Source organism: Hydrogenophaga sp. L99, from assembly GCF_058731905.1.
In genome coordinates this window covers 2,263,786-2,288,280 of sequence record NZ_CM178972.1, presented here as the reverse complement: position 1 = coordinate 2,288,280, position 24,495 = coordinate 2,263,786, and the positions used below count along the sequence as shown (strand labels likewise).

At 65.0% G+C, this 24,495-nt stretch carries 25 protein-coding genes; 15 read left to right on the top strand and 10 right to left on the bottom strand.

Annotated features, from left to right (window positions below):
- Positions 1 to 22 precede the first annotated feature (22 nt).
- Together AC4QBL_RS10980 and hslO are read left to right on the top strand one after the other, a co-directional pair.
- On the top strand, positions 23 to 547 hold the full coding sequence (locus AC4QBL_RS10980) for a gamma carbonic anhydrase family protein (protein ID WP_472906914.1): 525 nt from the start codon (positions 23 to 25) through the stop codon (positions 545 to 547).
- Positions 548 to 598: 51 nt separating this feature from the next.
- A complete protein-coding gene (gene hslO / locus AC4QBL_RS10975) occupies positions 599 to 1,579 on the top strand; it encodes an Hsp33 family molecular chaperone HslO (protein ID WP_472906913.1) in 981 nt (326 codons plus the stop codon).
- Between the two features lie 186 nt (positions 1,580 to 1,765).
- On the opposite strand, the gene AC4QBL_RS10970 is transcribed toward hslO, so the two are convergent.
- The 7 genes from AC4QBL_RS10970 to pyrG form a co-directional block, all read right to left on the bottom strand.
- The gene (locus AC4QBL_RS10970) at positions 1,766 to 3,037 is read right to left on the bottom strand and encodes an AGE family epimerase/isomerase (RefSeq protein WP_472906912.1); all 1,272 of its coding nucleotides are present in this window, start codon (positions 3,035 to 3,037) and stop codon (positions 1,766 to 1,768) included.
- On the bottom strand, positions 2,980 to 3,651 hold the full coding sequence (locus tag AC4QBL_RS10965) for an AAA family ATPase (protein ID WP_472906911.1): 672 nt from the start codon (positions 3,649 to 3,651) through the stop codon (positions 2,980 to 2,982). Before AC4QBL_RS10965 ends, AC4QBL_RS10970 begins: the two co-directional genes overlap by 58 nt.
- 5 nt (positions 3,652 to 3,656) lie before the next feature.
- Complete coding sequence (locus AC4QBL_RS10960; protein ID WP_472906910.1) at positions 3,657 to 3,941, bottom strand: FtsB family cell division protein; 285 nt, start codon at positions 3,939 to 3,941, stop codon at positions 3,657 to 3,659.
- Between the two features lie 29 nt (positions 3,942 to 3,970).
- Positions 3,971 to 5,257 (bottom strand): phosphopyruvate hydratase, encoded by a 1,287-nt coding sequence (gene eno / locus AC4QBL_RS10955; RefSeq protein ID WP_472906909.1) that lies wholly within the window; start codon positions 5,255 to 5,257, stop codon positions 3,971 to 3,973.
- A gap of 148 nt (positions 5,258 to 5,405) precedes the next feature.
- Positions 5,406 to 5,693 (bottom strand): DUF1330 domain-containing protein, encoded by a 288-nt coding sequence (locus AC4QBL_RS10950; protein ID WP_472906908.1) that lies wholly within the window; start codon positions 5,691 to 5,693, stop codon positions 5,406 to 5,408.
- A complete protein-coding gene (kdsA, locus tag AC4QBL_RS10945; RefSeq protein ID WP_472902209.1) occupies positions 5,690 to 6,544 on the bottom strand; it encodes a 3-deoxy-8-phosphooctulonate synthase in 855 nt (284 codons plus the stop codon). The genes AC4QBL_RS10950 and kdsA overlap by 4 nt, the downstream gene beginning before the upstream one ends.
- A gap of 13 nt (positions 6,545 to 6,557) precedes the next feature.
- On the bottom strand, positions 6,558 to 8,219 hold the full coding sequence (gene pyrG, locus AC4QBL_RS10940; RefSeq protein ID WP_472906907.1) for a CTP synthase: 1,662 nt from the start codon (positions 8,217 to 8,219) through the stop codon (positions 6,558 to 6,560).
- A 124-nt stretch (positions 8,220 to 8,343) separates the two neighbouring features.
- Between pyrG and coaBC the strand changes: the two genes are divergently transcribed.
- The 3 genes from coaBC (at position 8,344) to AC4QBL_RS10925 (ending at position 11,896) form a co-directional block, all read left to right on the top strand.
- Entirely contained in the window at positions 8,344 to 9,585 is a 1,242-nt protein-coding gene (coaBC, locus tag AC4QBL_RS10935; protein ID WP_472902207.1) for a bifunctional phosphopantothenoylcysteine decarboxylase/phosphopantothenate--cysteine ligase CoaBC, read from the top strand.
- Between the two features lie 106 nt (positions 9,586 to 9,691).
- The gene (locus AC4QBL_RS10930) at positions 9,692 to 10,753 is read left to right on the top strand and encodes an MBL fold metallo-hydrolase (RefSeq protein WP_472906906.1); all 1,062 of its coding nucleotides are present in this window, start codon (positions 9,692 to 9,694) and stop codon (positions 10,751 to 10,753) included.
- A 42-nt stretch (positions 10,754 to 10,795) separates the two neighbouring features.
- A complete protein-coding gene (locus tag AC4QBL_RS10925) occupies positions 10,796 to 11,896 on the top strand; it encodes a DNA glycosylase AlkZ-like family protein (RefSeq protein ID WP_472906905.1) in 1,101 nt (366 codons plus the stop codon).
- 19 nt (positions 11,897 to 11,915) lie between these two features.
- Here AC4QBL_RS10925 and AC4QBL_RS10920 read toward each other — a convergent pair whose 3' ends face one another.
- Complete coding sequence (locus AC4QBL_RS10920) at positions 11,916 to 13,061, bottom strand: substrate-binding domain-containing protein (RefSeq protein WP_472906904.1); 1,146 nt, start codon at positions 13,059 to 13,061, stop codon at positions 11,916 to 11,918.
- Between the two features lie 116 nt (positions 13,062 to 13,177).
- Between AC4QBL_RS10920 and AC4QBL_RS10915 the strand changes: the two genes are divergently transcribed.
- The 7 genes from AC4QBL_RS10915 (at position 13,178) to AC4QBL_RS10885 (ending at position 19,467) form a co-directional block, all read left to right on the top strand.
- Positions 13,178 to 13,906 carry an ABC transporter permease gene (locus AC4QBL_RS10915; protein ID WP_472906903.1) on the top strand — a complete coding sequence of 243 codons (729 nt, stop codon included), beginning with the start codon at positions 13,178 to 13,180 and terminating at the stop codon, positions 13,904 to 13,906.
- A gap of 4 nt (positions 13,907 to 13,910) precedes the next feature.
- Complete coding sequence (locus AC4QBL_RS10910; RefSeq protein ID WP_472906902.1) at positions 13,911 to 14,690, top strand: ATP-binding cassette domain-containing protein; 780 nt, start codon at positions 13,911 to 13,913, stop codon at positions 14,688 to 14,690.
- 50 nt (positions 14,691 to 14,740) lie between these two features.
- Complete coding sequence (locus AC4QBL_RS10905) at positions 14,741 to 15,541, top strand: ABC transporter substrate-binding protein (RefSeq protein WP_472906998.1); 801 nt, start codon at positions 14,741 to 14,743, stop codon at positions 15,539 to 15,541.
- Complete coding sequence (locus AC4QBL_RS10900; RefSeq protein ID WP_472906901.1) at positions 15,538 to 16,332, top strand: molybdate ABC transporter substrate-binding protein; 795 nt, start codon at positions 15,538 to 15,540, stop codon at positions 16,330 to 16,332. Before AC4QBL_RS10905 ends, AC4QBL_RS10900 begins: the two co-directional genes overlap by 4 nt.
- A gap of 10 nt (positions 16,333 to 16,342) precedes the next feature.
- Complete coding sequence (locus AC4QBL_RS10895) at positions 16,343 to 16,876, top strand: molybdopterin-dependent oxidoreductase (protein WP_472906900.1); 534 nt, start codon at positions 16,343 to 16,345, stop codon at positions 16,874 to 16,876.
- A 527-nt stretch (positions 16,877 to 17,403) separates the two neighbouring features.
- Entirely contained in the window at positions 17,404 to 18,924 is a 1,521-nt protein-coding gene (gene exaC / locus AC4QBL_RS10890) for an acetaldehyde dehydrogenase ExaC (protein ID WP_472906899.1), read from the top strand.
- A gap of 156 nt (positions 18,925 to 19,080) precedes the next feature.
- Positions 19,081 to 19,467 carry a DUF779 domain-containing protein gene (locus tag AC4QBL_RS10885; RefSeq protein ID WP_472906898.1) on the top strand — a complete coding sequence of 129 codons (387 nt, stop codon included), beginning with the start codon at positions 19,081 to 19,083 and terminating at the stop codon, positions 19,465 to 19,467.
- A gap of 6 nt (positions 19,468 to 19,473) precedes the next feature.
- Here AC4QBL_RS10885 and AC4QBL_RS10880 read toward each other — a convergent pair whose 3' ends face one another.
- Positions 19,474 to 20,214: an ATP-binding cassette domain-containing protein gene (locus tag AC4QBL_RS10880; protein ID WP_472906897.1), complete on the bottom strand. Its 741-nt coding sequence runs from the start codon at positions 20,212 to 20,214 to the stop codon at positions 19,474 to 19,476.
- A gap of 35 nt (positions 20,215 to 20,249) precedes the next feature.
- Positions 20,250 to 21,089 carry a tripartite tricarboxylate transporter substrate binding protein gene (locus AC4QBL_RS10875; protein ID WP_472906896.1) on the bottom strand — a complete coding sequence of 280 codons (840 nt, stop codon included), beginning with the start codon at positions 21,087 to 21,089 and terminating at the stop codon, positions 20,250 to 20,252.
- A gap of 407 nt (positions 21,090 to 21,496) precedes the next feature.
- Between AC4QBL_RS10875 and AC4QBL_RS10870 the strand changes: the two genes are divergently transcribed.
- From AC4QBL_RS10870 to AC4QBL_RS10860, 3 genes are read left to right on the top strand one after another with little or no spacing between them, the layout of a single operon-like run.
- The gene (locus AC4QBL_RS10870; RefSeq protein WP_472906895.1) at positions 21,497 to 22,498 is read left to right on the top strand and encodes a YVTN family beta-propeller repeat protein; all 1,002 of its coding nucleotides are present in this window, start codon (positions 21,497 to 21,499) and stop codon (positions 22,496 to 22,498) included.
- On the top strand, positions 22,495 to 23,694 hold the full coding sequence (locus tag AC4QBL_RS10865; protein WP_472906894.1) for a type 1 periplasmic-binding domain-containing protein: 1,200 nt from the start codon (positions 22,495 to 22,497) through the stop codon (positions 23,692 to 23,694). The genes AC4QBL_RS10870 and AC4QBL_RS10865 overlap by 4 nt, the downstream gene beginning before the upstream one ends.
- Complete coding sequence (locus tag AC4QBL_RS10860) at positions 23,676 to 24,494, top strand: ABC transporter permease (protein WP_472906893.1); 819 nt, start codon at positions 23,676 to 23,678, stop codon at positions 24,492 to 24,494. The genes AC4QBL_RS10865 and AC4QBL_RS10860 overlap by 19 nt, the downstream gene beginning before the upstream one ends.
- The last annotated feature ends 1 nt before the right edge of the window (position 24,495 follow it).

The following is a 24,495-nucleotide window of genomic DNA, read 5'->3' as shown; positions in this document are numbered from 1 at the left end:
CCCACAACAGGAGACACGTTTCATGGCAATTTACGAACTCGACGGCAGCGCACCGCGCATGGCCGCATCGGCCTGGGTGGCCGACAACGCGCAGGTGATGGGCAATGTGGTGATGGGGGAAGACAGCAGCGTGTGGTTTGGCACCACGGTGCGCGGCGACACGGAAACCATCACCATCGGGCGCGGCAGCAACATACAAGACGGCAGCGTGTTGCACGCCGACGTGGGCATGCCGCTGACCGTTGGCGACTTTGTGACCGTGGGCCACCAGGTGATGCTGCACGGCTGCACGGTGGGCGACGAGTCACTGATCGGCATTGGTGCCATCGTGCTCAATGGCGCGAAGATTGGCAAAAACTGCCTGGTGGGTGCGGGCTCTTTGGTGACCGAGGGCAAAGAATTTCCTGATGGCTCCATGATCATGGGTAGCCCGGCGCGCGTGGTCAAAGGCCTGTCGCCCGAGCAAATGGAAGGCCTGCGCCAGAGCGCCAAACATTACATCGAGAACGCGCAGCGTTTTCGTGCGGGCTTGAAAAAGATTGCTTGATTTTGCTGGCTTGACCCCGACCTGCCAGCGTTGAATTTCTGAAAGAACCTTTTGTCCGAACTCCACAAATTCATGTTTGAAGGCCTGCCGGTGCGCGGCATGCTGGTGCGCCTGACCGACGCCTGGCAAGACATCTTGCAGCGCCGCCGCGAGGGCGGTGGCTACCCCGCAGCCGTGACCGAGTTGCTGGGCGAAATGACCGCAGCGGCCACGCTGATGCAGGCCAACATCAAGTTCAACGGCGCGCTGGTGATGCAGATCATGGGTGACGGGCCGGTGAAGCTGGCCGTGGCCGAGGTGCAGCCCGACCTGAGCTTGCGCGCCACCGCCACGGTGGTGGGCGAGGTGGCAGCCGATGCGCCGCTTTCTCACATGGTCAACGTGAACAACCAGGGCCGCTGCGCCATCACGCTCGACCCGAAAGACCGCCTGCCCGGCCAGGCGCCTTACCAGGGCGTGGTGCCGCTGTTTGGCGACCGCCACGAAAAGCTGGAAAAGCTGAGCGAGGTAATTGAGCACTACATGCTGCAGAGCGAACAGCTGGACACCTGCCTGGTGCTGGCCGCGAACGACCAGGTGGCCGCCGGCCTGCTGATTCAGCGCCTGCCCATGCAGGGCCAGGCCAATCTGGACGGCAGCGGCGTGGTGCGCTCGGACGAAGACCAGATCGGCCGTAACGAAGACTACAACCGCATTGCGATTCTGGCGTCGAGCCTGAAGCGCGAAGAGCTGCTGGAGCTGGACGCAGAAACGATTTTGCACCGCCTGTTTTGGGAAGAAGACGTGCGCCGGTTTGAGCCCATGGCCGGTGAGCAGGGGCCGAAATTTGCCTGCACCTGTTCGCAAGAGCGCGTGAGCAGCATGCTGCGCAGCCTGGGGCGCGAAGAGGTGGAATCGATCTTGGCCGAGCAGGGTCAGGTGGAAGTGGGCTGCGAGTTTTGTGGCGCGCAGTACCGGTTTGACCCGGTGGACGCAGCGCAGGTGTTTTTGCAGCCGCTCAAGCAAGCGCCGGGCTCACCCGGCGTGCACTGACCCGGTAACCGCGCCCCCATCCCAGCCTTCCCCCAGTGGGGGAAGGAGCCAAGCCCCCAATGAAGCGCTTTCGAACGGGAGTTTCTGAACCCCCTCCCCTCTGGGGGAGCGTTGGGGTGAGGGCTTTGCGCACGCTCCAAAACGAGCGTTCCTGGGGCTTTGCCGTGCCGCTGATCTGGCCCTCGCTCAGCGGCGCAGCGGGCATCCCAACAGTTCAAGAACGTCGTGGCAAGCGCCCATGGTGTGGTAGTCCACCTTGCCGGCGGGGCTTTTTTCGTCGCTGATCTTGCTGTTGTCGGCCCGCAAAATGCGCCACCAAGCGCCGTGCGTGTGGTCCACAAAGTGCGTCCAGGCGTAGGCCCATAGGCGGTCGTAGTCGGCCCAGTAACGGGCTTCGCCTGTGGCCACCGCCAGGCGCGCCGCGGCGGCAAACGACTCGGCTTGTACCCAGAAGTATTTGTCGGTGTCGCACACGCTGCCGTCGGGCGCGAAGCCGTAAAACAGGCCGCCGTGTTCGCCGTCCCAGGCCTTTGCCATGGCGGTGTCAAAGAAAAGTTGGGCGCGCTCCACCAGGCCCGCTTGCGGGCGGCGCTCGTTGAGCAACAGCAGCAGCTTGGCCCATTCGGTGAGGTGGCCGGGCTGAAAGCCCCAGGGGCGAAAGATGTTGGTTTTGTCGTCGCGGTTGTAGTCCCAGTCCACCGACCAGTCGGCGCGGTGGTGTTCCCACACCAGGCCACCGGCCAGCGCGGCCTGGCGCACGGTGATGTGCTCGGCCAGCAGCGCGGCGCGGTCCAGGTAGCGGGCTTCGCCGGTGGCGTCAAACGCGGCCAGCAGGGCTTCGCACAGGTGCATGTTGGCGTTTTGGCCGCGGTAGGGCTGCAGCTGCCAGTCGGCGGTGGCTTCGTCGGCATACAGGCCGTGGGCGGGTTCCCAGAAGCGCTGTTCCAGCAGGTTGAAGGTTTCGGTGATGCCGGCATGGGCTTCGCTCAGGCCCGCCATGTGGGCGTGGGCATGGGCCAGCAGCACAAAGGCCAGGCCGTAGGCGTGGTTGGTGCCGTCCAGCACCCGGGCCTGACGATCGCGCCAGTCCAGCAACCAGGCGTAGCCGCCGGTGGCTGGGCTGAGGTGGTGGGGCAAAAAGTCAAACGCCACTTGCAGCGCCTGGCGCGCTGTGGTGCCGCCCAGGCCGGCGCGCACCGCCATGGCGAGCGTGACGACGTAGCGTGTGCTGCTCACCAGGTGGCGGGTGTGGCGGTCATACACGCTGCCGTCGTCGCGCAAAAAGTGAAACAGGCCACCCACCGGGTCGATGGCGCGGGGCAGGTAAAACGCCAGCGTGTCTTGCACGTGGGCGCGCAGAAAGGCGGGCGAGCGAAAGTCAGGCGTGGGGCTGGCCGGGGTCATATAGGCGAGGGCGCTTTTTGTGCAATCAATTGGCTGAACAAGCGGTGTTCGCAAGCCGGGTCGCTGCATTTTTCGCAGTTCCATGCCACGCGCCCTTCGCTCAGGCTGCGGTCGTTGGCCACCAGTGTTTCGCCCAGCAGCGGCCCAATGGCGCGCAGCGCCTGCTGCAGCCGGGCATCGCCCTGGCCGTGCACGGTTTGAAATTGAATGCCGGCCGCGTGCAGTTCCCGGCGCAACACAGTGTCGGTCGCTTCGCGCACGGCGGGGCTGTCGCGAAACAGGCCGTCGGCCACCCAGGGCAGGTCAAGCCCCATGAGCAGGCTCAGGCTGTAGCGCTGCTGCTGAGCCAGCGCGGCCGGGTACAGGCTGCGGTCGTTGAAATACAGCTCGCTATAGGCCGCCACCATGAGGGCGGTGGTGTCGGCCACCACCACGCGCACGCCCGGTTGGGCGCTGGCCTGGTCGATCAGGCGGGTTTGCGCTTGTGCGCGTTCGGCCTGTTCGTGGCTTTGGGGCGCGCGGCCCATGGTTTCACACCAGCTGCGCAGGTGCTCTGGCACCCGCACAGCGGCGATACCCAGGGTGTCATTCAAGTGGCGCTGCAGCGCCTGGGCCAGGGTGGACTTGCCGGTGGACTCGCCGCCCAGCAAGGTGATGGTCAGCACCATGGGGCTCAGCGCTTGCCCTGGGCGATCTGAACAAAAATTTCGTTGGGCTTGACCATGCCCAGTTCCTGGCGGGCCAGTTCTTCCACCATGTCCATGCCCTCTTGCAGGTCGCGCACCTCGGCGCTCAGGCTGTGGTTGCGCTGCTGGGCTTCGCGGTTGTTGCGGTCCAGCTCGGCCAGCTGCTGTTTCATGCTGGCCACCTGGGTCACGCTGCCACGCCCAAACCACAGCTGGGCATGCAGCACAAGCAGCAAGCCGATCAGCAGGGGGGATATCAAGCGCGAACCCATGGTGCGTCCAGCGTGTCAGGCGGCTGTGCTTACTTCAGGTTGTAAAACGCGGCACGGCCGGGGTAGTAGGCCACTTCGCCCAGGTCTTCTTCAATGCGCAGCAACTGGTTGTACTTGGCCATGCGGTCTGAGCGCGAGAGCGAGCCGGTCTTGATCTGGCCCGCGTTGGTGCCCACGGCGATGTCGGCAATGGTGCTGTCCTCGGTTTCGCCCGAGCGGTGCGAAATAACGGCGGTGTAGCCGGCGCGCTTGGCCATTTCAATGGCGGCAAACGTTTCGGTCAGCGTGCCGATCTGGTTGATCTTGATCAGGATCGAGTTGGCAATGCCTTTGTCGATACCTTCCTTCAAGATCTTGGTGTTGGTGACGAACAGGTCGTCGCCCACGATCTGCACCTTTTTGCCCAGGCGGTCGGTCATCAGCTTCCAGCCATCCCAGTCGCCTTCGGCCATGCCGTCTTCAATCGAAATGATGGGGTACTTGTCGACCCAGTTGGCCATCATGTCGGTCCACTGTTCGGCGTTCAGACGGATGCCGCCTTCGCCTTCCAGCACGTACATGCCGTCCTTGTAGAACTCGGAGGCGGCGCAGTCCAGGCCGAGGGCAATTTGCTCACCGGCGGTGTAGCCGGCCTTGTCGATGGCTTCCAGAATCATCTGGATCGCGGCTTCGTGGTTTTCCACGCTGGGGGCAAAGCCGCCCTCGTCACCCACGGCGGTGCTGATGCCCCGGTCGTGCAAAATTTTCTTGAGTGCGTGGAACACCTCGGCGCCCCAGCGCAGGGCTTCGCGGAAGCTCGGCGCGCCAACGGGGATGATCATCAGCTCTTGCAGATCGAGGTTGTTGTTGGCGTGCTCGCCGCCGTTGATGACGTTCATCATGGGCACCGGCATTTGCACCGCGCCCATGCCGCCAAAGTAGCGGTACAGCGGCAGGCCGGCTTCTTCGGCAGCGGCGCGGGCCACGGCCATGGAGACCGCCAGCATGGCGTTGGCGCCCAGGCGGCCTTTGTTGTCGGTGCCGTCGAGGTCGATCAGGGTCTTGTCCAGAAAAGCCTGCTCGGAAGCGTCGAGGCCCAGCACGGCTTCTGAAATTTCGGTGTTGATGTGCTCAACCGCCTTGAGCACGCCCTTGCCGAGGTAGCGGCTTTTGTCACCGTCGCGCAGCTCAATGGCTTCGCGGCTGCCGGTGGACGCGCCAGACGGCACGGCCGCACGGCCCATCACGCCGCTTTCCAGCAGCACGTCGCATTCGACGGTGGGGTTGCCGCGGCTGTCCAGAATTTCGCGGCCGACGATGTCAACGATTGCACTCATGTTGTCTACCTTTGGAACTGAGAAAAACAATTAAAAAAAGAGGCATTGGACCGGAGCGCACGGCTTTGTCCAGGGCTCCCGTGGAACCGGCTTTGCCGGGCCACAGGGCGCGTCCCCCTTGGGGGAAGACGCGAAGCGGCGCAGGGGGTCACACGCCCTCCACCGCCAGCATGCGGATCGAGCCGGCACCTTCGCGCACCTTGCGCGCCTGCGTGTAGGTTTCAGAGTCGTAATAGGCGCGGGCTGCGGCCAGGTCTTTGAACTTCAGCACCACGATGCGCTGCGGGTTCCAGTCGCCTTCCAGCGGCTCCATGCGGCCACCGCGCACCAGCACTTCGGCGCCGTGTTCCTGCATGGCGCGCGTGCTCCACTCGCGGTAGAGCTTCATCTGGTCTTCGTTGGTGACGGTCACGTCCGCAATGATGTACGCACTCATGAGAAATTGTTCTCCAGCAACGGGTTCTTTTTGGTTACGGAATCCAGCGCCACCAGCGTTTGAAGCAGCGCCTTCATGTGCTTGAGCGGCACGGCGTTGGGGCCGTCTGACCAGGCTTCTGCCGGGTTCGGATGCGTTTCCATGAACAGGCCCGCCACGCCAGCGGCCACGCCGGCGCGGGCCAGCACGGGCACCATGTCGCGGGCACCGCCGCTGACCGCGCCCAGGCCGCCGGGCTTTTGCACCGAGTGGGTCACGTCAAACACCACCGGTGCGCCCGACTTGCGCATTTCGGCCAGGCTGGTCATGTCGGCCACCAGGTTGTTGTAGCCAAAGCTCACGCCGCGTTCGCAGGCCAGGAAGCGGTCTTCAGACAAGCCCACCTCGCGCGCTGCGGCGCGGGCCTTGTCGACCACGTTGGTCATGTCCCAAGGGGCCAGAAACTGGCCTTTTTTGATGTTCACCGGCTTGCCGGACTGGGCCACGGCGCGGATGAAGTCGGTCTGGCGGCACAGGAACGCGGGCGTTTGCAGCACGTCGACCACGCTGGCCACCTCGGCCACGTGGGACGTGTCGTGCACGTCGGTCAGGATCGGCAGACCCAGCTGGCGGCGCACTTCTTCCAGAATGTGCAGGCCGGCTTCCAGGCCCACGCCGCGCTGGCTGGTGCCCGACGAGCGGTTGGCCTTGTCGAACGAGCCTTTGTAGATGAGCGGAATACCGAGCGCCGTGCAAGCTTCCTTGAGCTGGCCCGCCACATCGATGGACATTTGCAGCCCTTCAATGGAGCAGGTGCCGGCAATCAAAAAGAAGGGCTGGTCCAGGCCCACGTCAAATCCGCAGAGTTTCATGGGTGTTTCCTGGTCAGGCCTTGGCCGCGGCGCGTGCTTGCTGGTGTTCCATGGCCGCCTTGATGAAGGCGTTGAACAGCGGGTGGCCGTTCCACGGTGTGGACTTGAATTCGGGGTGGAACTGCACGCCGATGTACCAGGGGTGCACGCTCTGCGGCAGTTCCACCATTTCGGTGAGCTGTTCGCGCTGCGTTTGGGCCGAAATCACCAGGCCGGCCTGGCGCAGCTGGTCCAGGTAGTTCACGTTGGCTTCAAAGCGGTGGCGGTGGCGCTCGGTCACTTCGTTGCCGTAAATGCTGTGGGCCAGGGTGCCGGGCAACACGTCAGACGTTTGCGCGCCCAGGCGCATGGTGCCGCCCAGGTCGGAGCTGGTGTCGCGCGTCTGGATGCTGCCGTCGGCGTCTTTCCATTCGGTGATGAGGGCGATCACCGGGTGCGGCGTGGCCGGGTCGAATTCGGTGCTGTTGGCATCTTTCAAACCGGCCACATGGCGGGCGTATTCGATGGTGGCCACCTGCATGCCCAGGCAAATGCCCAGGTAAGGCACCTTGTGTTCGCGGGCAAAGCGGGCGGTGCTGATCTTGCCTTCCACGCCGCGCTGGCCAAAGCCGCCGGGCACCAAAATGGCGTCGTATTTGGACAGTTGCGCCGAGGCGTCGCCTTCGATGGTTTCGGAGTCGATGTGGTCGATCTTGACGCGCACATGGTTGCGCATGCCCGCGTGGCGCAGGGCTTCGTTGACCGACTTGTAGCTGTCCGACAGGTCGACGTACTTGCCGACCATGGCCACCGTGACTTCGCCTTGCGGGTGCTCGGTTTCAAACACCAGTTCGTCCCAGCGCTTGAGGCTGGTGGGCGGGGTGTTCAGGCGCAACTTGTCGCAGATCAGGCCGTCCAGGCCCTGTTCGTGCAGCATGCGCGGCACCTTGTAGATGGTGTCCACGTCCCACATGGAGATAACGCCCCACTCGGGCACGTTGGAAAACAGCGAAATCTTGGCGCGCTCTTCGTCGGGAATGGGTCGGTCGGCGCGGCACAGCAGGGCGTCGGCCTGGATGCCGATTTCGCGCAGCTTTTGCGCCGTGTGCTGCGTGGGTTTGGTTTTCAGTTCGCCGGCTGCGGCGATCCAGGGCACGTAGCTCAGGTGCACAAAGGCCGAGTTGTTGGGGCCCATGCGCAGGCTCATCTGGCGCACGGCTTCCAGGAACGGCAGCGATTCGATGTCGCCCACGGTGCCGCCAATTTCAACAATGGCCACGTCCACCGCGTCTGGGGTGCCAATGCCGGCGCCGCGCTTGATGAAGTCCTGTATTTCGTTGGTGACGTGCGGAATGACCTGCACGGTTTTGCCCAGGTAGTCGCCGCGGCGCTCTTTTTCCAACACCGACTGGTAGATCTTGCCGGTGGTGAAGTTGTTGGTTTTTTTCATGCGCGTTTCAATGAAACGCTCATAGTGGCCCAGGTCCAGGTCGGTTTCGGCGCCGTCGTCGGTGACGAACACCTCGCCGTGCTGGAACGGCGACATCGTGCCCGGGTCCACGTTGATGTACGGGTCGAGTTTGATGAGGGTGACTTTGAGGCCGCGCGATTCAAGAATCGCGGCCAAGGATGCAGAAGCGATGCCCTTGCCCAGGGAGGACACCACACCGCCGGTGACGAACACAAATTTGGTCATGTCTCGGGCGAGCCGTTTGCTCGCAGGAGGTGGAAATGGCGATTATAAATGGCGCCCCATTTTTGCCCCGCTCGATTGGTCCGTCCGCAGTTGATTGGCCCGGTCAAGCTGCTACATTTTGCGCATGAACGACCTCGCTGGAAAACACATCGTCCTGGGCCTCTCCGGGGGCATTGCCTGCTACAAAGCCGCTGAGCTGTGTCGTGCGCTGATCAAGCAGGGCGCGACCGTGCAGGTGGTGATGACCGAGGCGGCCGAGCATTTCATCACCGCGGTCACGCTGCAGGCGCTTTCGGGTCGGCCGGTGTTCACCTCGCAGTGGGACGCCCGCACGGCAGCCGGGGTGGACAACAACATGCCCCACATCAACCTGAGCCGCGAGGCCGATGCGATTTTGGTGGCCCCGGCCAGTGCCGACTTCATGGCCAAACTGCTGCACGGCCGGGCCGACGACCTGCTGAGCCTGATGTGCCTGGCGCGCCCGCTGGACAGGGTGCCGCTGATTCTGGCGCCCGCCATGAACCGCGAAATGTGGGCACACCCGGCCACGCAGCGCAACGTGGCGCAGCTGCGCACCGACGGCACCACGGTGCTGGACGTGGGCGTGGGTGACCAGGCCTGCGGTGAGATGGGCGACGGCCGCATGCTGGAGCCTGAAGAGCTGGTGTACGAGCTGGTGCGCTTTGTCACGCCCAAGGTGCTGGCAGGCCAGCAGGTGCTGGTGAGCGCCGGCCCCACGTTTGAGGCCATTGACCCGGTGCGCGGGCTGACCAACCTGTCCAGCGGAAAAATGGGTTTTGCCATTGCCCGCGCTGCCCACGAAGCGGGCGCGCATGTGACCCTGGTGGCCGGGCCGGTGAGCCTGCCCACGCCGCGTGGGGTGGGCCGCATCAACGTCAAGTCGGCGCTGAACATGCAGAAAACACTCAACCTGCTGAGCCAGGACGCCAGCGTGTTTGTGTCGGCCGCCGCCGTGGCCGACTGGCGCCCCGCCACCGAAGCCGACCAGAAGATCAAGAAAGACGGTTCGGGCGATGTGCCGACGCTGTCGTTCATTGAAAACCCCGACATATTGGCCGGCATTGCCGCCGGCGCACGCGCCCGCAGCGGTGCGCTGTTTTGTGTGGGTTTTGCCGCCGAAAGCCACGATCTGCTGGCCCACGCCCAGGCCAAGCGCGCCCGCAAAGGGGTGCCGCTGCTGGTGGGTAACATTGGGCCCGACACCTTCGGCCAGGACGACAACGCCCTGCTGCTGGTGGACGAGCACGGTGCCACCGAGGTGCCCCGGGCGTCCAAGCTGCAGCTCGCGCGCCAGTTGGTGGCCGAGATTGCGCGGCGCCTGCCCACCCAAAAACCGGCGGTGTAAGCGGCTGGGCGGCGTGTGGCGGGGCTTGCCGAGAGCCGCTGGCGGTTCTATCATTGTTTAATAAGCAATCGCTTATTTGATAACGACATCCTGCAGGAGACACCCCATGAAACCCGTCAAACCCTCTTTTCCGCTGGATGTGGCGAGCGAGCCGGTGCGTAGCCGCCGCCAATGGTTGCGCATGGTGGGCGGCGCCGGGCTGGGCGTGGCCGGGCTGGCCCTGGTGCCCGAGGTGCGGTTGTTTGCCCAGCAGGTGCAAGACTTTATTGAAGGCCCGCCGGTGCCCGACGTGGCGCCCGAGCAACTGTCCCCACACGTGTGGATGGTGTATGCCAAAGACGGCTTTCCCACCGCTGAAAACCAGGGCCTGATGGCCAGCGTGCTGTTTGTCATCACGCAAAAAGGCGTGGTCGTGCTGGACAGCGGCGCTTCGCTGCAAATTGGGCAGATGGCGATTCGCATGATCAAAAAGGTGACCGACAAGCCGGTGATTGCGGTGTTCAACAGCCACTACCACGGCGACCACTGGCTGGGCAACCACGCCTTTGTGGAGGCCTACGGCAAAGACCTGCCCATTCACGCGCTGGCCCACACCCGCGAGCAAATTGCCGGACACGAGGGCAACCTGTGGCGCAGCCTGATGGAGCGCTGGACCAACCAGGCCACGCTCGGCACCAAGGTGTTTGCGCCCAACCAGACGGTGCAGCACGGCCAGGTGTTTGATTACGGCGACGTGCAGATCAAGTTGCACCACTACGGCCGCGCCCACACCCCGTCTGACCTGTGCCTGGAAATCGTGCAGGACAAGCTCACCTACATTGGCGACATCGCCATGGAAAACCGCATCGCCAACATGGACGACGGCTCTTACGTGGGTACCTTCAAGTACTACGACGCGATCAAGGCGGCCGCTGGCGACCAGCTGTGGGTGCCCGGCCATGGCCGGGGCAGCAAGACCCTGCTTGACACCTACGGCACCTTCATGAAGGGCATTTACGAGCCGTGTGAAAAGGCCGTGAAAGACGGCGTGGGGCTCGACGGCGCCAAAGCCCGTGTGCTGGAAGACCCCCGCGTGGCCAGCCGCGCCAAGACCATGGACGGCTTCGACAGCAACATTGGTAAGTACACCAGCCTGGCGTATCTGGAAGCGGAAAAAGAAGCTTTCTAGGCGCTTCGCTGGGCGGTGGTTTGCCTGCGGCATGATGCGGTGATGCCGTCACCGACCCTTGCCGACTTGCGCCGCTACGCGGTGGGCCGCAGCCTGTTCACACCCCTGAGCCTGCCCCGGGCCATCGAACGGCTGGGCTTCGTGCAGGCCGACCCGATCCGGTCGCCCGCCCGCGCGCAAGACCTCACGCTGCGCCACCGCGTCAAGGACTACCGGGCCGGCGACCTGGAGCGCGCCTACCCGCAATTGGCGGTGGAAGAGGACTTTTTCGTCAACTACGGTTTTGTGACACACAAACTGCACCAACGCATGCACCCGCGCGCTGCCCGTCAGGAATGGTCTGCCGAGCGCCAGACGCAGGCCCATGCGGTGAGGCAATTCGTTCAGGCGCGGGGCGAAGCGCATCCGCGGGAAGTCGATGGGCACTTTGCACACGGCCACACCACCAACGGCTTTGGGGGCCAATCAAAGGCCAGCACCCAGTTGCTGGACGCCATGCACTACCGCGGCCTGTTGCGCGTGGCGCGGCGGGAAAAAGGCATCCGCCTGTACGCTGCGCAGGCGCCACAGCCAGCCCCTGATGACGTGCCAACCACGCTGGACGCTCTGGTGGATGTGCTGGTGGACAAATATGCGCCGCTGCCACAACCTGGCCTTCGGCAACTGGTGGCCATGCTCAAACACGCGGTGCCCCAGTGGCAGAGCGAGTTGCGCGCGGCGTTACAGCGGGCTTTGCAGCGCCTGCCCCACGCCTGCGTGGACGGCATCTCTTGGTACTGGCCCGTAGGCGAGGACCCATGTTCAAAGCGCTGGAGCGTGCCCGAACACGTGCGCCTGCTGGCGCCCTTTGACCCTGTGGTGTGGGACCGCGACCGGTTTGAACGCTTGTGGGGCTGGGCCTACCGATTCGAGGCCTACACGCCGCCGGCCAAGCGCGTGCGCGGCTACTACGCCATGCCCTTGCTCTGGCGCGATCAGGTGGTGGGCTGGGGCAATCTGTCCACGAGTAATGGACGCCTTCGTGCCGATGTGGGCTATGTCAGCGGCCAGCCACCGCAAGAGGCACATTTCCATGCGGCGTTGGCCACCGAGCTGGCAGCGATGGCGCTGTTTCTTGACGTGCAGCCGGGTGATGCAAGTTAGACGGGCAAACCCGGACGGTTCAGGCCTTCCACCAGGGCAGCAGCCGCTTCATGGCAGCCACTTCGCCGCTGTGGTCGGTGGCGTAGCCGGGCAGGGCATTGAGCGCGGCTTGCCACGTAGGGCCGCTCAGCAAGGACAGCAGGCGCTGCACACCGGGTGTTTCCAGCGCGGCCTTCAGGCACACCAGCAGGTAGCGTTCGTCGGTCAGCGGCACAAAACCCAGCCCCTGGTTGCGGGCGGCGTATTCGGTGCCCAGCCCCACGTCAGCCCGCCCGCTGGCCACGGCGTGGGCCACCGCCGCGTGTGAGCTTTCCACGGTGTCAAACCCGGTGATGTCGATCGGGTCCAGGCCGGCCTGGGCCATCAGTTCATCCAGCAGCAGCCGTGTGCCGGTGCCCTTGGCCCGGTTGACAAAACGAGCCTGCAGCCGGGCCACGTCGCGCATATCGTGCAGCTTGAGCGGGTTGCCCTGCGCCACCATGAGGCCTTGCACGCGGCGTGCAAACCCAATGATCTTGTGCGTGCCCGGCTTGAGCAGCGGGCGGTAGGTGCGGGCGCTCAGGCTGTTGGCGTCGGCAAACGGCTGGGTGTGAAAGCCGGCCAGCACGCAGCGCCCTTCGTTCAGCGCGCGGATGGCGTCCACGCTGCCGCAATAGCGGATGTCCAGGTGCAGCCCCGAGCCGTCCAAGCCTTGACGGGCCATGTCCTGCAAGGCGTTCAGGGCGTGGTCGTGGCTGGCGTACAGCGTCAGCACCTCGGCCCCTGCTTGCGTGCTGTCGGGCTCGAACGCCAGCGCAAACGCCCGCTCCAGCTCGGCGCGCAGGCTCTCCATTTGCGGCCCCAGCCTGGCCTGGGCGAGCCGTTCGGCCATCAGCAGCCGCTCGCCAAACGGGCTCAGCAGCGCCGCCTGGCCGCGTTCCCAGACGATCAGCTCCTGGCCGAGCTCGGCCTCCCATTGCTTGAGCTGGCCCCACACGTGGCGGTAAGAAAAACCGAGTTGCCTCGCCGCAGCCGAGATCGAACCGCGCTCGCGTACCGCGTGCAACACGTCCATCATGGGGTTGCGCAGCATCGCGTGCGCAGACGCCGGCGCGGTGCCGGCGCGTTCCGTGGCCCGCTCGGTGATTCGCTCCTTGATGCTGTACGACAGCTCGATCTTTCTCATGGCCGCCAGTGTGCCTCAAGGCCCGCAGCGCCTGCCATGCCGCCTATGTTCGGCGCTTCATACCGCGTCACTACGTACTCTCAAGCCCGACCCAGCCCGCTAAGCTGCAGCGCAACATGAATACGTTTTCTGACAGCATCGCCACGGCGCTGCAACTGGTTTTGTCGGGCGACGCCGGGCTCTGGACGGTGGTGCTGCGCTCGCTCGCGGTCAGCGCCACAGCCTGCGCACTTGCCTGCGGCATCGGTCTGGTGCTGGGCGCCTGGCTGGCCGCAGCGCGTTTTGCCGGCCGTGGTGTGGTGCTCACCCTGCTCAACACCTTTCTGGCCGTGCCCTCGGTGGTGGTGGGGCTGGTGATCTATTTGCTGCTGTCGCGCTCTGGCCCGCTGGGTTTTCTGGGCTGGCTGTTCAGCTTTCAGGCCATGGTGCTGGCGCAGGCGGTGCTGGTGCTGCCGCTGGTGACCGCGCTCACCCGCCAGGTGGTGGAAGACGCCGACCGCAGCCATGGCGAGCAGCTGCAGTCGCTCGGTGCGGGCACGGCCTTGCGCAGCCTGTTGCTGGCCTGGGACGAACGCTATGCACTGCTCACCGTGCTGATCACGGCTTTTGGGCGCGCGGTGTCCGAGGTGGGCGCCGTGATGATTGTGGGCGGCAACATCGAAGGCTTCACCCGCGTGATGACCACCGCCATTGCGCTGGAAACCAGCAAGGGCGACCTGCCCCTGGCGCTGGGCTTGGGCCTGGTGTTGCTGGGTGTGGTGCTGCTGCTCAATGCGCTGGTGGCCCTGCTGCGCCGCTGGCGCGAGCGGGCCGATGGCGTGGGCATGGCCTTGGCTGTGGCGTGAGCACATGAGCGGTTTGCCCCATGTGGCCCCTTGGCCAGCCTTGAACGTGCAAGCACCCGCTTGTTTTGACTTGCGTGACGTGGAGGTGCGCCTGGGTCCCGCCGGCCGGCTGGCTGCGCTGAGCGCTGTGACGCTCCAGATCGCCAGTGGTGAGCGCGTGGCGCTGGTAGGTGCCAACGGCAGTGGCAAGAGCACGCTGCTGCGCACGCTGCATGGCCTGCAGCGCGCCCAAGCTGGCACGCTGAGCAAACCCGCCCACCAACGCGAGGCCATGCTGTTTCAGCGCCCGCACATGCTGCGGCTGAGCGCGCAGAACAACATCGCGCTGGGCCTGTGGCTGCAGGGTGTGCCTTGGGCGCAAGCCCGGGAGCGGGCGCCGCTGGCGCTGGCACGGGTGGACATGCAGGACCTGGCCGAGCGCAACGCGCGGGCGCTCTCAGGCGGGCAGCAGCAGCGCCTGGCGCTGGCGCGGGCCTGGGCCTTGATGCCCGACGTGTGGCTGCTCGACGAGCCCACCGCCAGCCTGGACCCGCACGCCAAACGCGAGGTGGAGGCTCTGATTGCCGAATTCACCACCGCCGCCCCGGCGCCCGGCCGCCGCCCGCCCACGCTGGTGTTCAGCAGCCACAACCTGGGCCAGGTGAAGCGCCTGGCCAGCCGGGTGATTTACCTGGAGCGCGGCCGGGTAATGGCCGACTTGCCCGTCAACGATTTTTTCAACCCAACCCACCTGGAGGCGCACAGCCCCCAGGCCCAACTGTTCGTCAAAGGAGAAACCACATGAACACGCCCCAACCACTGAACCGCCCGCTCAACCGCCGTCTCACGGTTCGCATGCTGGCGGCCGCCGGTTTGGTCACGGCCGGACTGCTGGGCAACGCGGCCGCGTTCGCTCAGAGCAGCATCGTCGTGGCGTCCACCACGTCCACCGAACAATCGGGCCTGTTCAGCTACCTGCTGCCCGAGTTCAAAAAGGCCAGCGGCATCGACGTGAAGGTGGTGGCGCTGGGCACTGGCCAGGCGATTGACATGGCGCGCCGCGGCGACGCCGACGTGCTGTTCGTGCACGACAAAGTGGCCGAAGAAAAGTTTGTGGCCGACGGCTTCGCCGCCAAGCGCCAGGAGGTGATGTACAACGACTTTGTGCTCATCGGCCCCAAGGCCGACCCGGCAGGCACCAAGGGCAACGACATCGTGGTGGCGCTGAAAAAAGTGGCCACGGCCAACGCGCCCTTCATCTCGCGCGGTGACAAGAGCGGCACCCACGCGGCCGAGCTGCGCTTCTGGAAAATGACCGACACCGACGCCAACAAGGGTGCCGGCTACAAGGAGTGTGGTTGCGGCATGGGCCCGGCGCTCAACATCGGCTCCAGCAGCGGCGCTTATGTGCTGGCCGACCGCGGCACCTGGCTCAACTTCAAGAACCGCGCCGACCTGACCGTGGTGGTCGAGGGTGACAAGCGCCTGTTCAACCAGTACGGCGTGATGCTGGTGAGTGCGGCCAAGCACCCCCAGGTGAAAACCGCTGAAGGTCAGAAGTTTGTGGACTGGGTGACTGGCCCCGCTGGCCAAGCCGTGATTGCCGGCTACAAGATCGGCGGCGAACAGCTGTTCTTCCCGAACGCCACGAAATGAAGTTCGCCGCTCTGGCCTTGACGGCGGTGCTGACCGGCTGCGCATCGCCAATCCCAGCGACGGGCCCGGTGGTGGTCTACGCCGCAGGCAGCCTGCGCGACGCGCTCACCGAAGTGGCGCGCGACCACGAGGCCCGTACCGGGCAACAGGTCGCGCTGACCTTCGGGCCGTCGGGCCTGCTGCGCGAGCGTATCGAAAACGGCGAGGGCGCCCAGGTGTTTGCTTCTGCCGACACCCAGCATCCCCAGCGTCTGGCCGATGGGGGTGGCTGGGCGCCGCAGACGGTGTTTGTGCGCAACAGCCTGTGCGCGCTGGTTCAGCCTGCGCTGGCGGTCAACACGGCCAACCTGCTGCAGACGCTGCTTCGGCCCGATGTGAAGCTGGGCATGTCCACGCCCAAGGCCGACCCGTCGGGCGACTACGCGCTGGCTCTTTTTCAGAAGGCTGAGGCCGTGGTTACAGGTAGCCAGACCCGGCTCACCGCCAAGGCCCTGCTGCTCACTGGCGGGCCCGCCTCGCCCGCCGCGCCCGCTGGCCGCAACCTGTATGCCTGGGTGATGGAACAAGGCCAGGCCGATGTATTTCTCACCTACTGCACGAACGCCGTGGCCGCACGCCGGCATGTGAGCGCGTTGCAGGTGGTGCAGGTGCCGCCCGCACTGCAGGTGGGCGCCGCATACGGTCTGACGGTGCGCCAGGGTGCACCGGCGCCCGCTTCAGCGTTTGCCAAGGCGCTGCTGGCACCACCCGCTCAGGCCATCCTGGCACGCCATGGCTTTGGTGCGCCTTGAGGGTGACTTGATGCACCGGCGGATCTTCGGCATCGGCGCTTCGCTGGCGCTGGCGTTTTGGGCCAGCACGCCGCGGGCCCTGGCACAGGCGCCAGACCCTGCTGTGCACCTGGTGCGTGTGGCTGGGGCGGTGCAGACGCCGCTGGCGCTCAACCGCGAGCAGCTGGAGGCGCTGCCCTGGCGCGACTTCGCTGAATCGCGTGAGGTGCAGCAAGACGGTCGCACGGTCAAGCTTGTCGTGCGTTACCAGGGCTTTCCGTTGCGCGATCTGATCGACCGTGCCGGCCTTTCGCCCGACCGCCAAGCGGTACGCCGTGCCGTGGTGCTGCTGACGGCGCGTGACGGCTACCGCGTCAGCTTCTCGTGGGGCGAGCTGTACAACAGCGCGCTCGGTGACGGTGTGATCCTTGTGCGCTCGCAGGACGGGCGCGACCTCATCGGCGCCGATGGCTTGCCGGCGCTGCGTTCCCTGCAAGACACCCGCTCGGGGCCCCGTCATGTGCGCTGGCTGGAGCGCATCGAGGTGCGGCTGGTCGGCGACTGAGCGCGTCTGGGCGCAGCCAATGCCTCGCCCTGGTTCTGCTTGTCAAGAGTCTCAACCGCTGTAACGGTCTATATGCCCGGCCGCGTGCCGGGCGGGCCGCCGATGCGCGGGCGCAGTCCCGTTTACGCCGCCGTGTCGCCCAGCTGCACCCGCATCGGCCCCGGTCCGCCGTCCGAGACAACAACCGTTGGGGTGCTCAGGCTCCTAGGCTCACATCGCGCGGCGGCCACGTGACGCGGGTGATGCAGCGGCAGTGCATGCACCTGCTGCGGCCTTGGTGGTTGCGTTGGCCGGCTGATGAGGGCCGTTCAACGCGGGATGAGCCTATGCAATCGACTTCCGTACCAGACTTGAACAGCCTGTGGCACAGGTGTCGTGCTGTGTGACACATTGCCCCGGAAACCATCAAAATAAAGAGCAAAAAATGCAGCTATGGCGGTGTTTCTGGCGTGGCATGGAACTTGAGCATGTGTTGTTGCCGTCAAGGCCTATTCAAGTTCCACACCCATTTTCAGAGGAAGACACACATGCTTTACGCAGCACCCGGCACCCCCGGCGCCAAGATCGCCTACAAAGCCCAATACAACAACTTCATCGGCGGCCAGTGGGTGGCCCCGGTCAAGGGTCAGTACTTTGACGTGATATCGCCCGTCAACGGCAAGGTCTACACGCAAGCCGCACGCTCCACCGCCGAAGACATCGACCTGGCGCTGGACGCCGCCCACGCTGCGGCTGATGCCTGGGGCAAGACCGACGTGACCACGCGTTCCAACATCCTGCTGAAGATCGCCGACCGCCTGGAAGCCAACCTCGAGTTGCTGGCCTACGCCGAAACCGTGGACAACGGCAAGCCGATCCGCGAGACGCTGAACGCCGACATCCCGCTCGCCGTGGACCACTTCCGCTACTTCGCCGGCTGCCTGCGCGCCGAAGAAGGTTCCATGAGCGAAATCGACGGCAACACCGTGGCCTACCACTTCAAGGAACCCCTGGGCGTTGTCGGCCAGATCATTCCCTGGAACTTCCCGATCCTCATGGCCGCCTGGAAGATTCCGCCGGCCCTGGCCGCTGGCAATTGCATTGTCTTGAAGCCCGCCGAGTCCACCCCCATCAGCCTGCTGATCCTGATCGAGCTGATCGCCGACCTGCTGCCCCCGGGCGTGCTGAACATCGTCAACGGTTACGGCCGTGAAGCCGGCATGCCGCTGGCGACTTCCAAGCGCATCGCCAAGATTGCCTTCACCGGCTCCACCACCACCGGCCGCGTGATCGCCCAGGCCGCCGCCAACAACCTGATTCCGGCCACGCTGGAACTGGGTGGCAAGAGCCCCAACATCTTCTTTGCCGACATCATGGACAAAGACGATGCCTTCCTCGACAAGGCGATCGAAGGCCTGGTGCTGTTCGCGTTCAACCAGGGTGAGGTCTGCACCTGCCCAAGCCGTGCGCTGATTCAGGAAAGCATTTACGACAAGTTCATGGAGCGTGTCTTGAAGCGCGTGGCCGCCATCAAGATGGGCAGCCCGCTGGACACCGACACCATGATGGGCGCGCAGGCCTCCAAAGAGCAGTTGACCAAGATCCTGAGCTACCTGGAGCTGGGCAAGGCCGAAGGCGCCGAGGTGCTGATCGGTGGCGAGCAAGCCAAGGTGGGCGGCGATCTGGACGGTGGTTACTACGTGCAGCCCACGCTGTTCAAAGGCCACAACAAGATGCGCATCTTCCAGGAAGAGATCTTTGGCCCGGTGCTGGCCGTGACCACTTTCAAGGACGAAGCCGACGCGCTGGAGATGGCCAACGACACGCTGTACGGCCTGGGTGCCGGCGTGTGGAGCCGCAACGGCAACGTGGCCTACCGCATGGGCCGCGCCATCAAGGCCGGCCGGGTGTGGACCAACTGCTACCACGCCTACCCGGCCCACGCCGCCTTCGGTGGCTACAAGGAATCGGGCCTGGGCCGCGAAAACCACAAGGCCATGCTGGGCCACTACCAGCAGACCAAGAACTTGCTGGTTTCGTACTCGGAAAACAAGCTGGGCTTCTTTTGACCCACCCCCGCGCCGCGCCTGCGGCGCGTCACCCCCTCAAGGGGGCAACGCTGGCGGCCCGGCACAGCCGGTGCCGCTGCGTTCTGGGTTGGGACACTTCGCGCCGGAACGGAATTTTCGTTCTGGCGTTTTCCGTTGAAGAACAAGGAGACCGTCATGGTTGAAAAAGTCATTGCCACCCCGGCCGCGGTCGAACTCATCGCGTTCCTCAAGACCAAGCACGGCCCTGAGCTGATGTTTCACCAGAGCGGTGGCTGCTGCGACAACAGCGCGGCCAACTGCTACCTGCCCGGCGAAATCACCATGGGTGCGGGCGACGTGTACCTGGGCCATATCGGTGGCTGCGCGTTCTACATCGGCAAGGCGCAGTACCAGTACTGGCGCCACACGCAGCTCATCATCGATGTGATCGAAGGCCACGGCGGCACCTTCTCGCTGGAAGGGCCGGAGGGCAAGGCGTTTCACACGCGCTCGCGTGTGTTCAGCGAGAGCGAGATGGCCGAGCTGGATGCCGAGGAAGCCGCCGCAAAGGCCAGCCTCTGAGCCGGATCAAAGCGTGGTTTTTTCCAGCTGCCGCAGCACCTCGGCCTGGAAGTCTTCGCTCTGTGCGGCCTGCATGAAGGCGTCGATGCTGCCGTCAAACCGCACCGAGCCCTGGTGCAGCAGCAGCAGGCGGTCGGCCACCTTGGCTTCTTCAATCAGGTGGGTGGCCCACAGCACCGCCATGCCGCGCGTGCGGCACAGGCCACGCACGGTGTCCAGCAGGTGCTGGCGCGAGGCCGGGTCCAGGCCTACGGTGGCCTCGTCCATCAGCAGCACCTGCGGCTGGTGCAGCAAGGCGCGCACCAGCTCGACTTTGCGTCGCGTGCCGCCTGAAAGGCTGCGCACCACCGCGCCAGCCTGATCGCCCAGGCCCATGTCATCCAGCCCGGCGGCAATCCGCTGGCGGGCCACGGCGCGCGGCATGCCGTGCAGGTCGGTGTGAAACAGCAGGTTGGCCAACACGCTCAGGTCCATGTCGAGCGCGCTCTGCTGAAACACCACACCCAGCGAAGCCAGTGCGTGACTGGGCTGGCGGTGCATGTCGTGGCCCATCACGGTGATGCTGCCCTGGTCGGGGCTGAAGAGGCCGGTGAGCAGTTGCAGCAGCGTGGACTTGCCCGCACCGTTGGGGCCCAGCAGGGCCAGCATCTCGCCTGGGTGCAGTGCCACGCTGACCCCTTTGAGCGCGGGCTTGCCGGCATAGGCTTTGTGCAGGCCCTGGGCGCTCAGCAGAAGGTGTTCCGTCATGGGTTTCAAACTTGTGGGTTCGGTGTGCGCAGCGGTCAGCTGATGGGCTTGGCCAGCAGGTTCATGCGTTTGAGCAGGCGCCGCTCGCGATCCACCGTGGCTTGCACGGCCAGGCGGTAGTCGGCCGTGTTCAGGTAGTCCAGTTGCTGATCGTAGCGTGCCAGCGCCTGCTGGTGCCGGTCGCTGAACATGGCCTGGCGAAACGCGTCGTGCAGCCGTTGCACCACCGCCTCGGGCGTGCCGTTTGGGGCGGCCAGACCCCAGGGCGATGTGTACACCGCGTGTTCGTACCCGAGCTCACGGAAGGTGGGCACAGCGGGCCAGCGCGGGCTGCGCTGCGCACTGAAGGTGGCGAGCAGGCGAATCTGGCCGCGCTCCACCCAGGGCGCAAACCCGGTGGAGTTGACCCCGGCCATGAGCTGCCCGGCGGCCACGGCCAGCATCTGGTCGGCGGTGCCTTTGTAGGGCACGTGCACATAGCGCACCTGGTGCTGCAGCAAAATTTCTTCCATGGCCAGGTGGGCCGTGGTGCCAATGCCGGTGGAGCCCAGAATCAATTCGCCAGGGTGCTGCTGCGCCCAGGCCACCAGATCGTTCAGGCTTTTCCAGGGGCTGCCCTCGGGCACCAGCACGCCAAAGGTGACGCCCGACACCTGCACGATGGGGCTGAGGTCGGTCAGGGGGTTCCAGGGCACGTGGTTCATGAGCGCATGGCGGTACACGGTGATGGGCACCTGGCCGATGGTGTAGCCGTCGGGTGGGGCCATGTTGAGCACCTGCGCCACCAAGGTGCCGGCCGCGCCGGGCCGGTTGATGACCACGATGGGTTGGCCCAGCAGGGGCTGCGCCTCTTCACACAGAAGGCGCAGGGTCATGTCGGTGGCGCCACCCGCCGGCCAAGGCACGATCAGTTGCAGCGGTCGTTCGGGCCAGGCGGGCGTGCGAGCGTGTGCCCGAGGCAGCTGCAGGGTAGCGAACAGCCCTCCCGCCAGCACAACGCGGCGAGATATGCGGGTTTCCCCTGTGTCATTTCGGAGCGGTGCGGCGCGTTCGCTGTGTTGCATACTGATTCAGAAAAAGGTACAGCGGGCACTGGGCGCCGAAAGCCTGTGGATCAGGCCGGGTTTGAGGACGGGTAGGGCGGTTAAAGCCCGTGTTTGCATGAAAAAACCTGCAAGAAGCGTTCCTATCGAGGTGGCACCGAATTTGCTGTCAATGCTCTCGCCTGCCCAGATGCACGGGTGGTGAGCAACGTCATCGATCGAACCTTAGGAGACACACAATGAACTTTCCGAAACGCGCTGCACCGTCTGTTGGCCGCCTGGTGGCCTCTTTGCTGCTGGCTGGTCTTGCCCTGGGTGTCCAGGCGCAGCCGGGCAGCACGGTGTATGTGTCCAGCGAGAAGGACAAAAAAATCTACATGTTCAACGCCAAGGGCGACCGTTTGGGTGCCATCGACACCTGTGAACGGCCTCGCCACATGGTGTTGAGCCTGGACAAGAAAACCATGTACGTGTGTTGCGGCAACAGCAACGAGCTGGGTGTGATCGACATGGCCACGCAGAAGATGGTGCGCACCATGGAGCTGGGCGAGAGCCCTGAAATCTTCGATTTCAACAGCGACCAGAGTACCGTTTACGTATCCATCGAGGACGCCAACGTGATGGCGGCCTACGACATGGCCACCGGCAAGGAACTGTTCACGGTGGCCACCGGCGGCGAGCCGGAGGGCATCTATGTCACGAAGGACAACAAGTACGCCTATGTCACGTCCGAGGTGGCGAATGTGGTGCACCTGATCGACCTGAAAAGCCGCAAGGTGGTCAAGGACATCAAGGTCGGCAAGCGGCCTCGCCGCTTCATGCCGGCGGCCAACGGCAGCGAGCTGTGGGTGAGTGACGAGCTGAGCAACTCGGTGAGCGTCATCGACTTGGCCAGCCACACGGTCAAGCACACGGTGGTGTTCAAGGTGAAGGGTTTCCGCGATGCCGACGTGATGCCGGTGGGCCTGGTCTCCAGCCTGGATGGCAAGAGCATGTGGGTGGCCCTGGGCCGCGCCAACCATGTGGCCGAGGTCGACGTGGCGACGCGGCAAGTCAAGCAGATGGTGCTGGCGGGTCAGCGCGCCTGGGGGCTGGACCTCAGCCCGGACGGCAAGACCCTGTATGTGGCCAACGGCTTGTCCGATGACATGACGCTTGTCGATGTATCGGGCACCAAGGCCAAGCCCGTGCGCACGGTCTCTGTGGGTCGCGTGCCGCACTCGGTGCTGGTGAGCCGATGAGGGCCGGGCGCCGTTGGGTGCTGTCGGCCAGCCTTTCGTTGGCCAGCATCTGGCCGGCGGTGCAGGTGTGGGCGACTACGCAAGCGCCGGTAGCGGTGGTGTCGCTGGAGCGCGACCCCCGCCACGCCCCACGCCGGGCCGAGCGAGCTTATCCGGGGCATCCCACATCGCCAGCCATCGAGGGCGTGCGCCTTGGCGCGTCAGACTCGGCCTACGAGCTGGGGACCCAGAATTTGGCGCTGGATGTCAAAGAGTTCAAGCTGGACGGAGCGCAAGGCATCGCAAGGCTGCTGGATCAGATGAAGGCGGCCAAGGTCAAGCACGTGGTGGCCGATCTGCCCGTGCCGCTGCTGCGCGAACTGGCCGCCCAGGCGCCGAAAGCGCTGGGCGGTGCGCTGGTGTTCAACGCTTCGCAGGACGCCGACACCCTGCGCGGCGCAGACTGCCAACCCCACCTGCTGCACACCTACCCCAGCCGCGCCATGACCGGTGATGCCACGACGCAGTACCTGGCTTCGCGCCGCTGGACCAAGGTGCTGGTGCTGCACGGGCCGCTGGAAGAAGACGCCGTGCAACTGGAGGCCTTCCGGCGTTCAGCCAAGCGCTTTGGTGTCCAGATCGTGCAAGAGCGGCCGTTCAAGATCAGCGGCGATCCGCGCGAGAAGGACCTGGGCAACCTGCGCCTGCTGACCGGGGACCGGCAGCATGAGGTGGTGGTGGTGGTGGACAGCGACGGCGAGTTTGCGCGCACCGTGCCTTACGCCACGCAGTGGCCGCGGCCCGTGGCCGGTGCCGCCGGGCTGGTGCCTTTGGCCTGGCACCCGCAGTGGGAGCGGTATGGCGCGCCCCAGCTCACCCGGCGTTTCTTGCGTCAGACGCAGCGTGCGATGCACGGGCACGACTGGGCCGCCTGGATGGCCGGCCGTGCCATTGCCGCTGCGGTGCTGGCCCAGCCCAAAGGTGGGGTGGCGGCGCAGCTGCAGGCCTTGCGAAGCGGGTCGGTCACGCTGGACGGCTTCAAGGGCAAGGCTTTGAGCTTCCGGCCGTGGGATGGGCAGTTGCGCCAGCCCGTGTTTCTGACCCATGGCGATGGCGTTCTTGCCATGGCACCGATGGACGGTGTGCTGCACCCCACCGAAACCCTGGACACGCTGGGTGTGGACCGCGCGGAGAGCGCATGCAAAAACCGACCATAGGACTTCACCTGTTGCGAGCCCTGCGCGCCGTGGTCGGGCGCGAGGTGTCCCGCTTTTTGCGCCAGCCCTCACGGCTGGGCTCGGCGTTGGTGAGGCCCTTGCTGTGGTTTGTGGTGTTTGCGGCAGGGTTCCACAACGTGTTCGGGGTGGCCGTACAGCCGCCCTATGAAACGTACATTGAATACAAGGAATACATGCTGCCGGGGTTGCTGGGCATGATCGCCCTGTTCAACGGCATGCAGAGCTCGCTCTCGATGGTCTACGACCGGGAGATGGGGGTGATGCGCCTGCTGCTGACCGCACCGTTGCCACGGGGCTGGTTGTTGGCGTTCAAGTTGCTGGCGGGTACCTTCCTGTCGCTGCTGCAAATGGCGGTGTTTTTGTTCATCGCCTGGCTTTTCGGTGTGGACGTGCTGCCGTGGAATTTGCCCTTGGTGCTGCTGACCATGGCTTGCTGTGCGGCCATGTTGGCTGCGTTGGGGCTGGTGCTGTCGGTCTATGTGCGTCAGCTCGAAAATTTTGCCGGCACCATGAACTTCGTGATCTTCCCCATGTTCTTTATCAGCCCGGCGCTGTACCCTTTGTGGAAACTCGAAGAGTCGGGTGCCTGGTGGTTGCATGGGGCGGCGCAGATCAACCCGTTCAGCCATGGGGTGGAAGCGATCCGGTTTGCGTTGCACGGTCAGGTGAACACGCTGACCTGGGCGGTGATGCTGGGCTGCACCACCGTGTTTTTTGTGCTGGCACTCTGGGGCTATGACCCGCAGCGCGGCTGGATCCGCCAGCGCGGCGCAGCCTGAT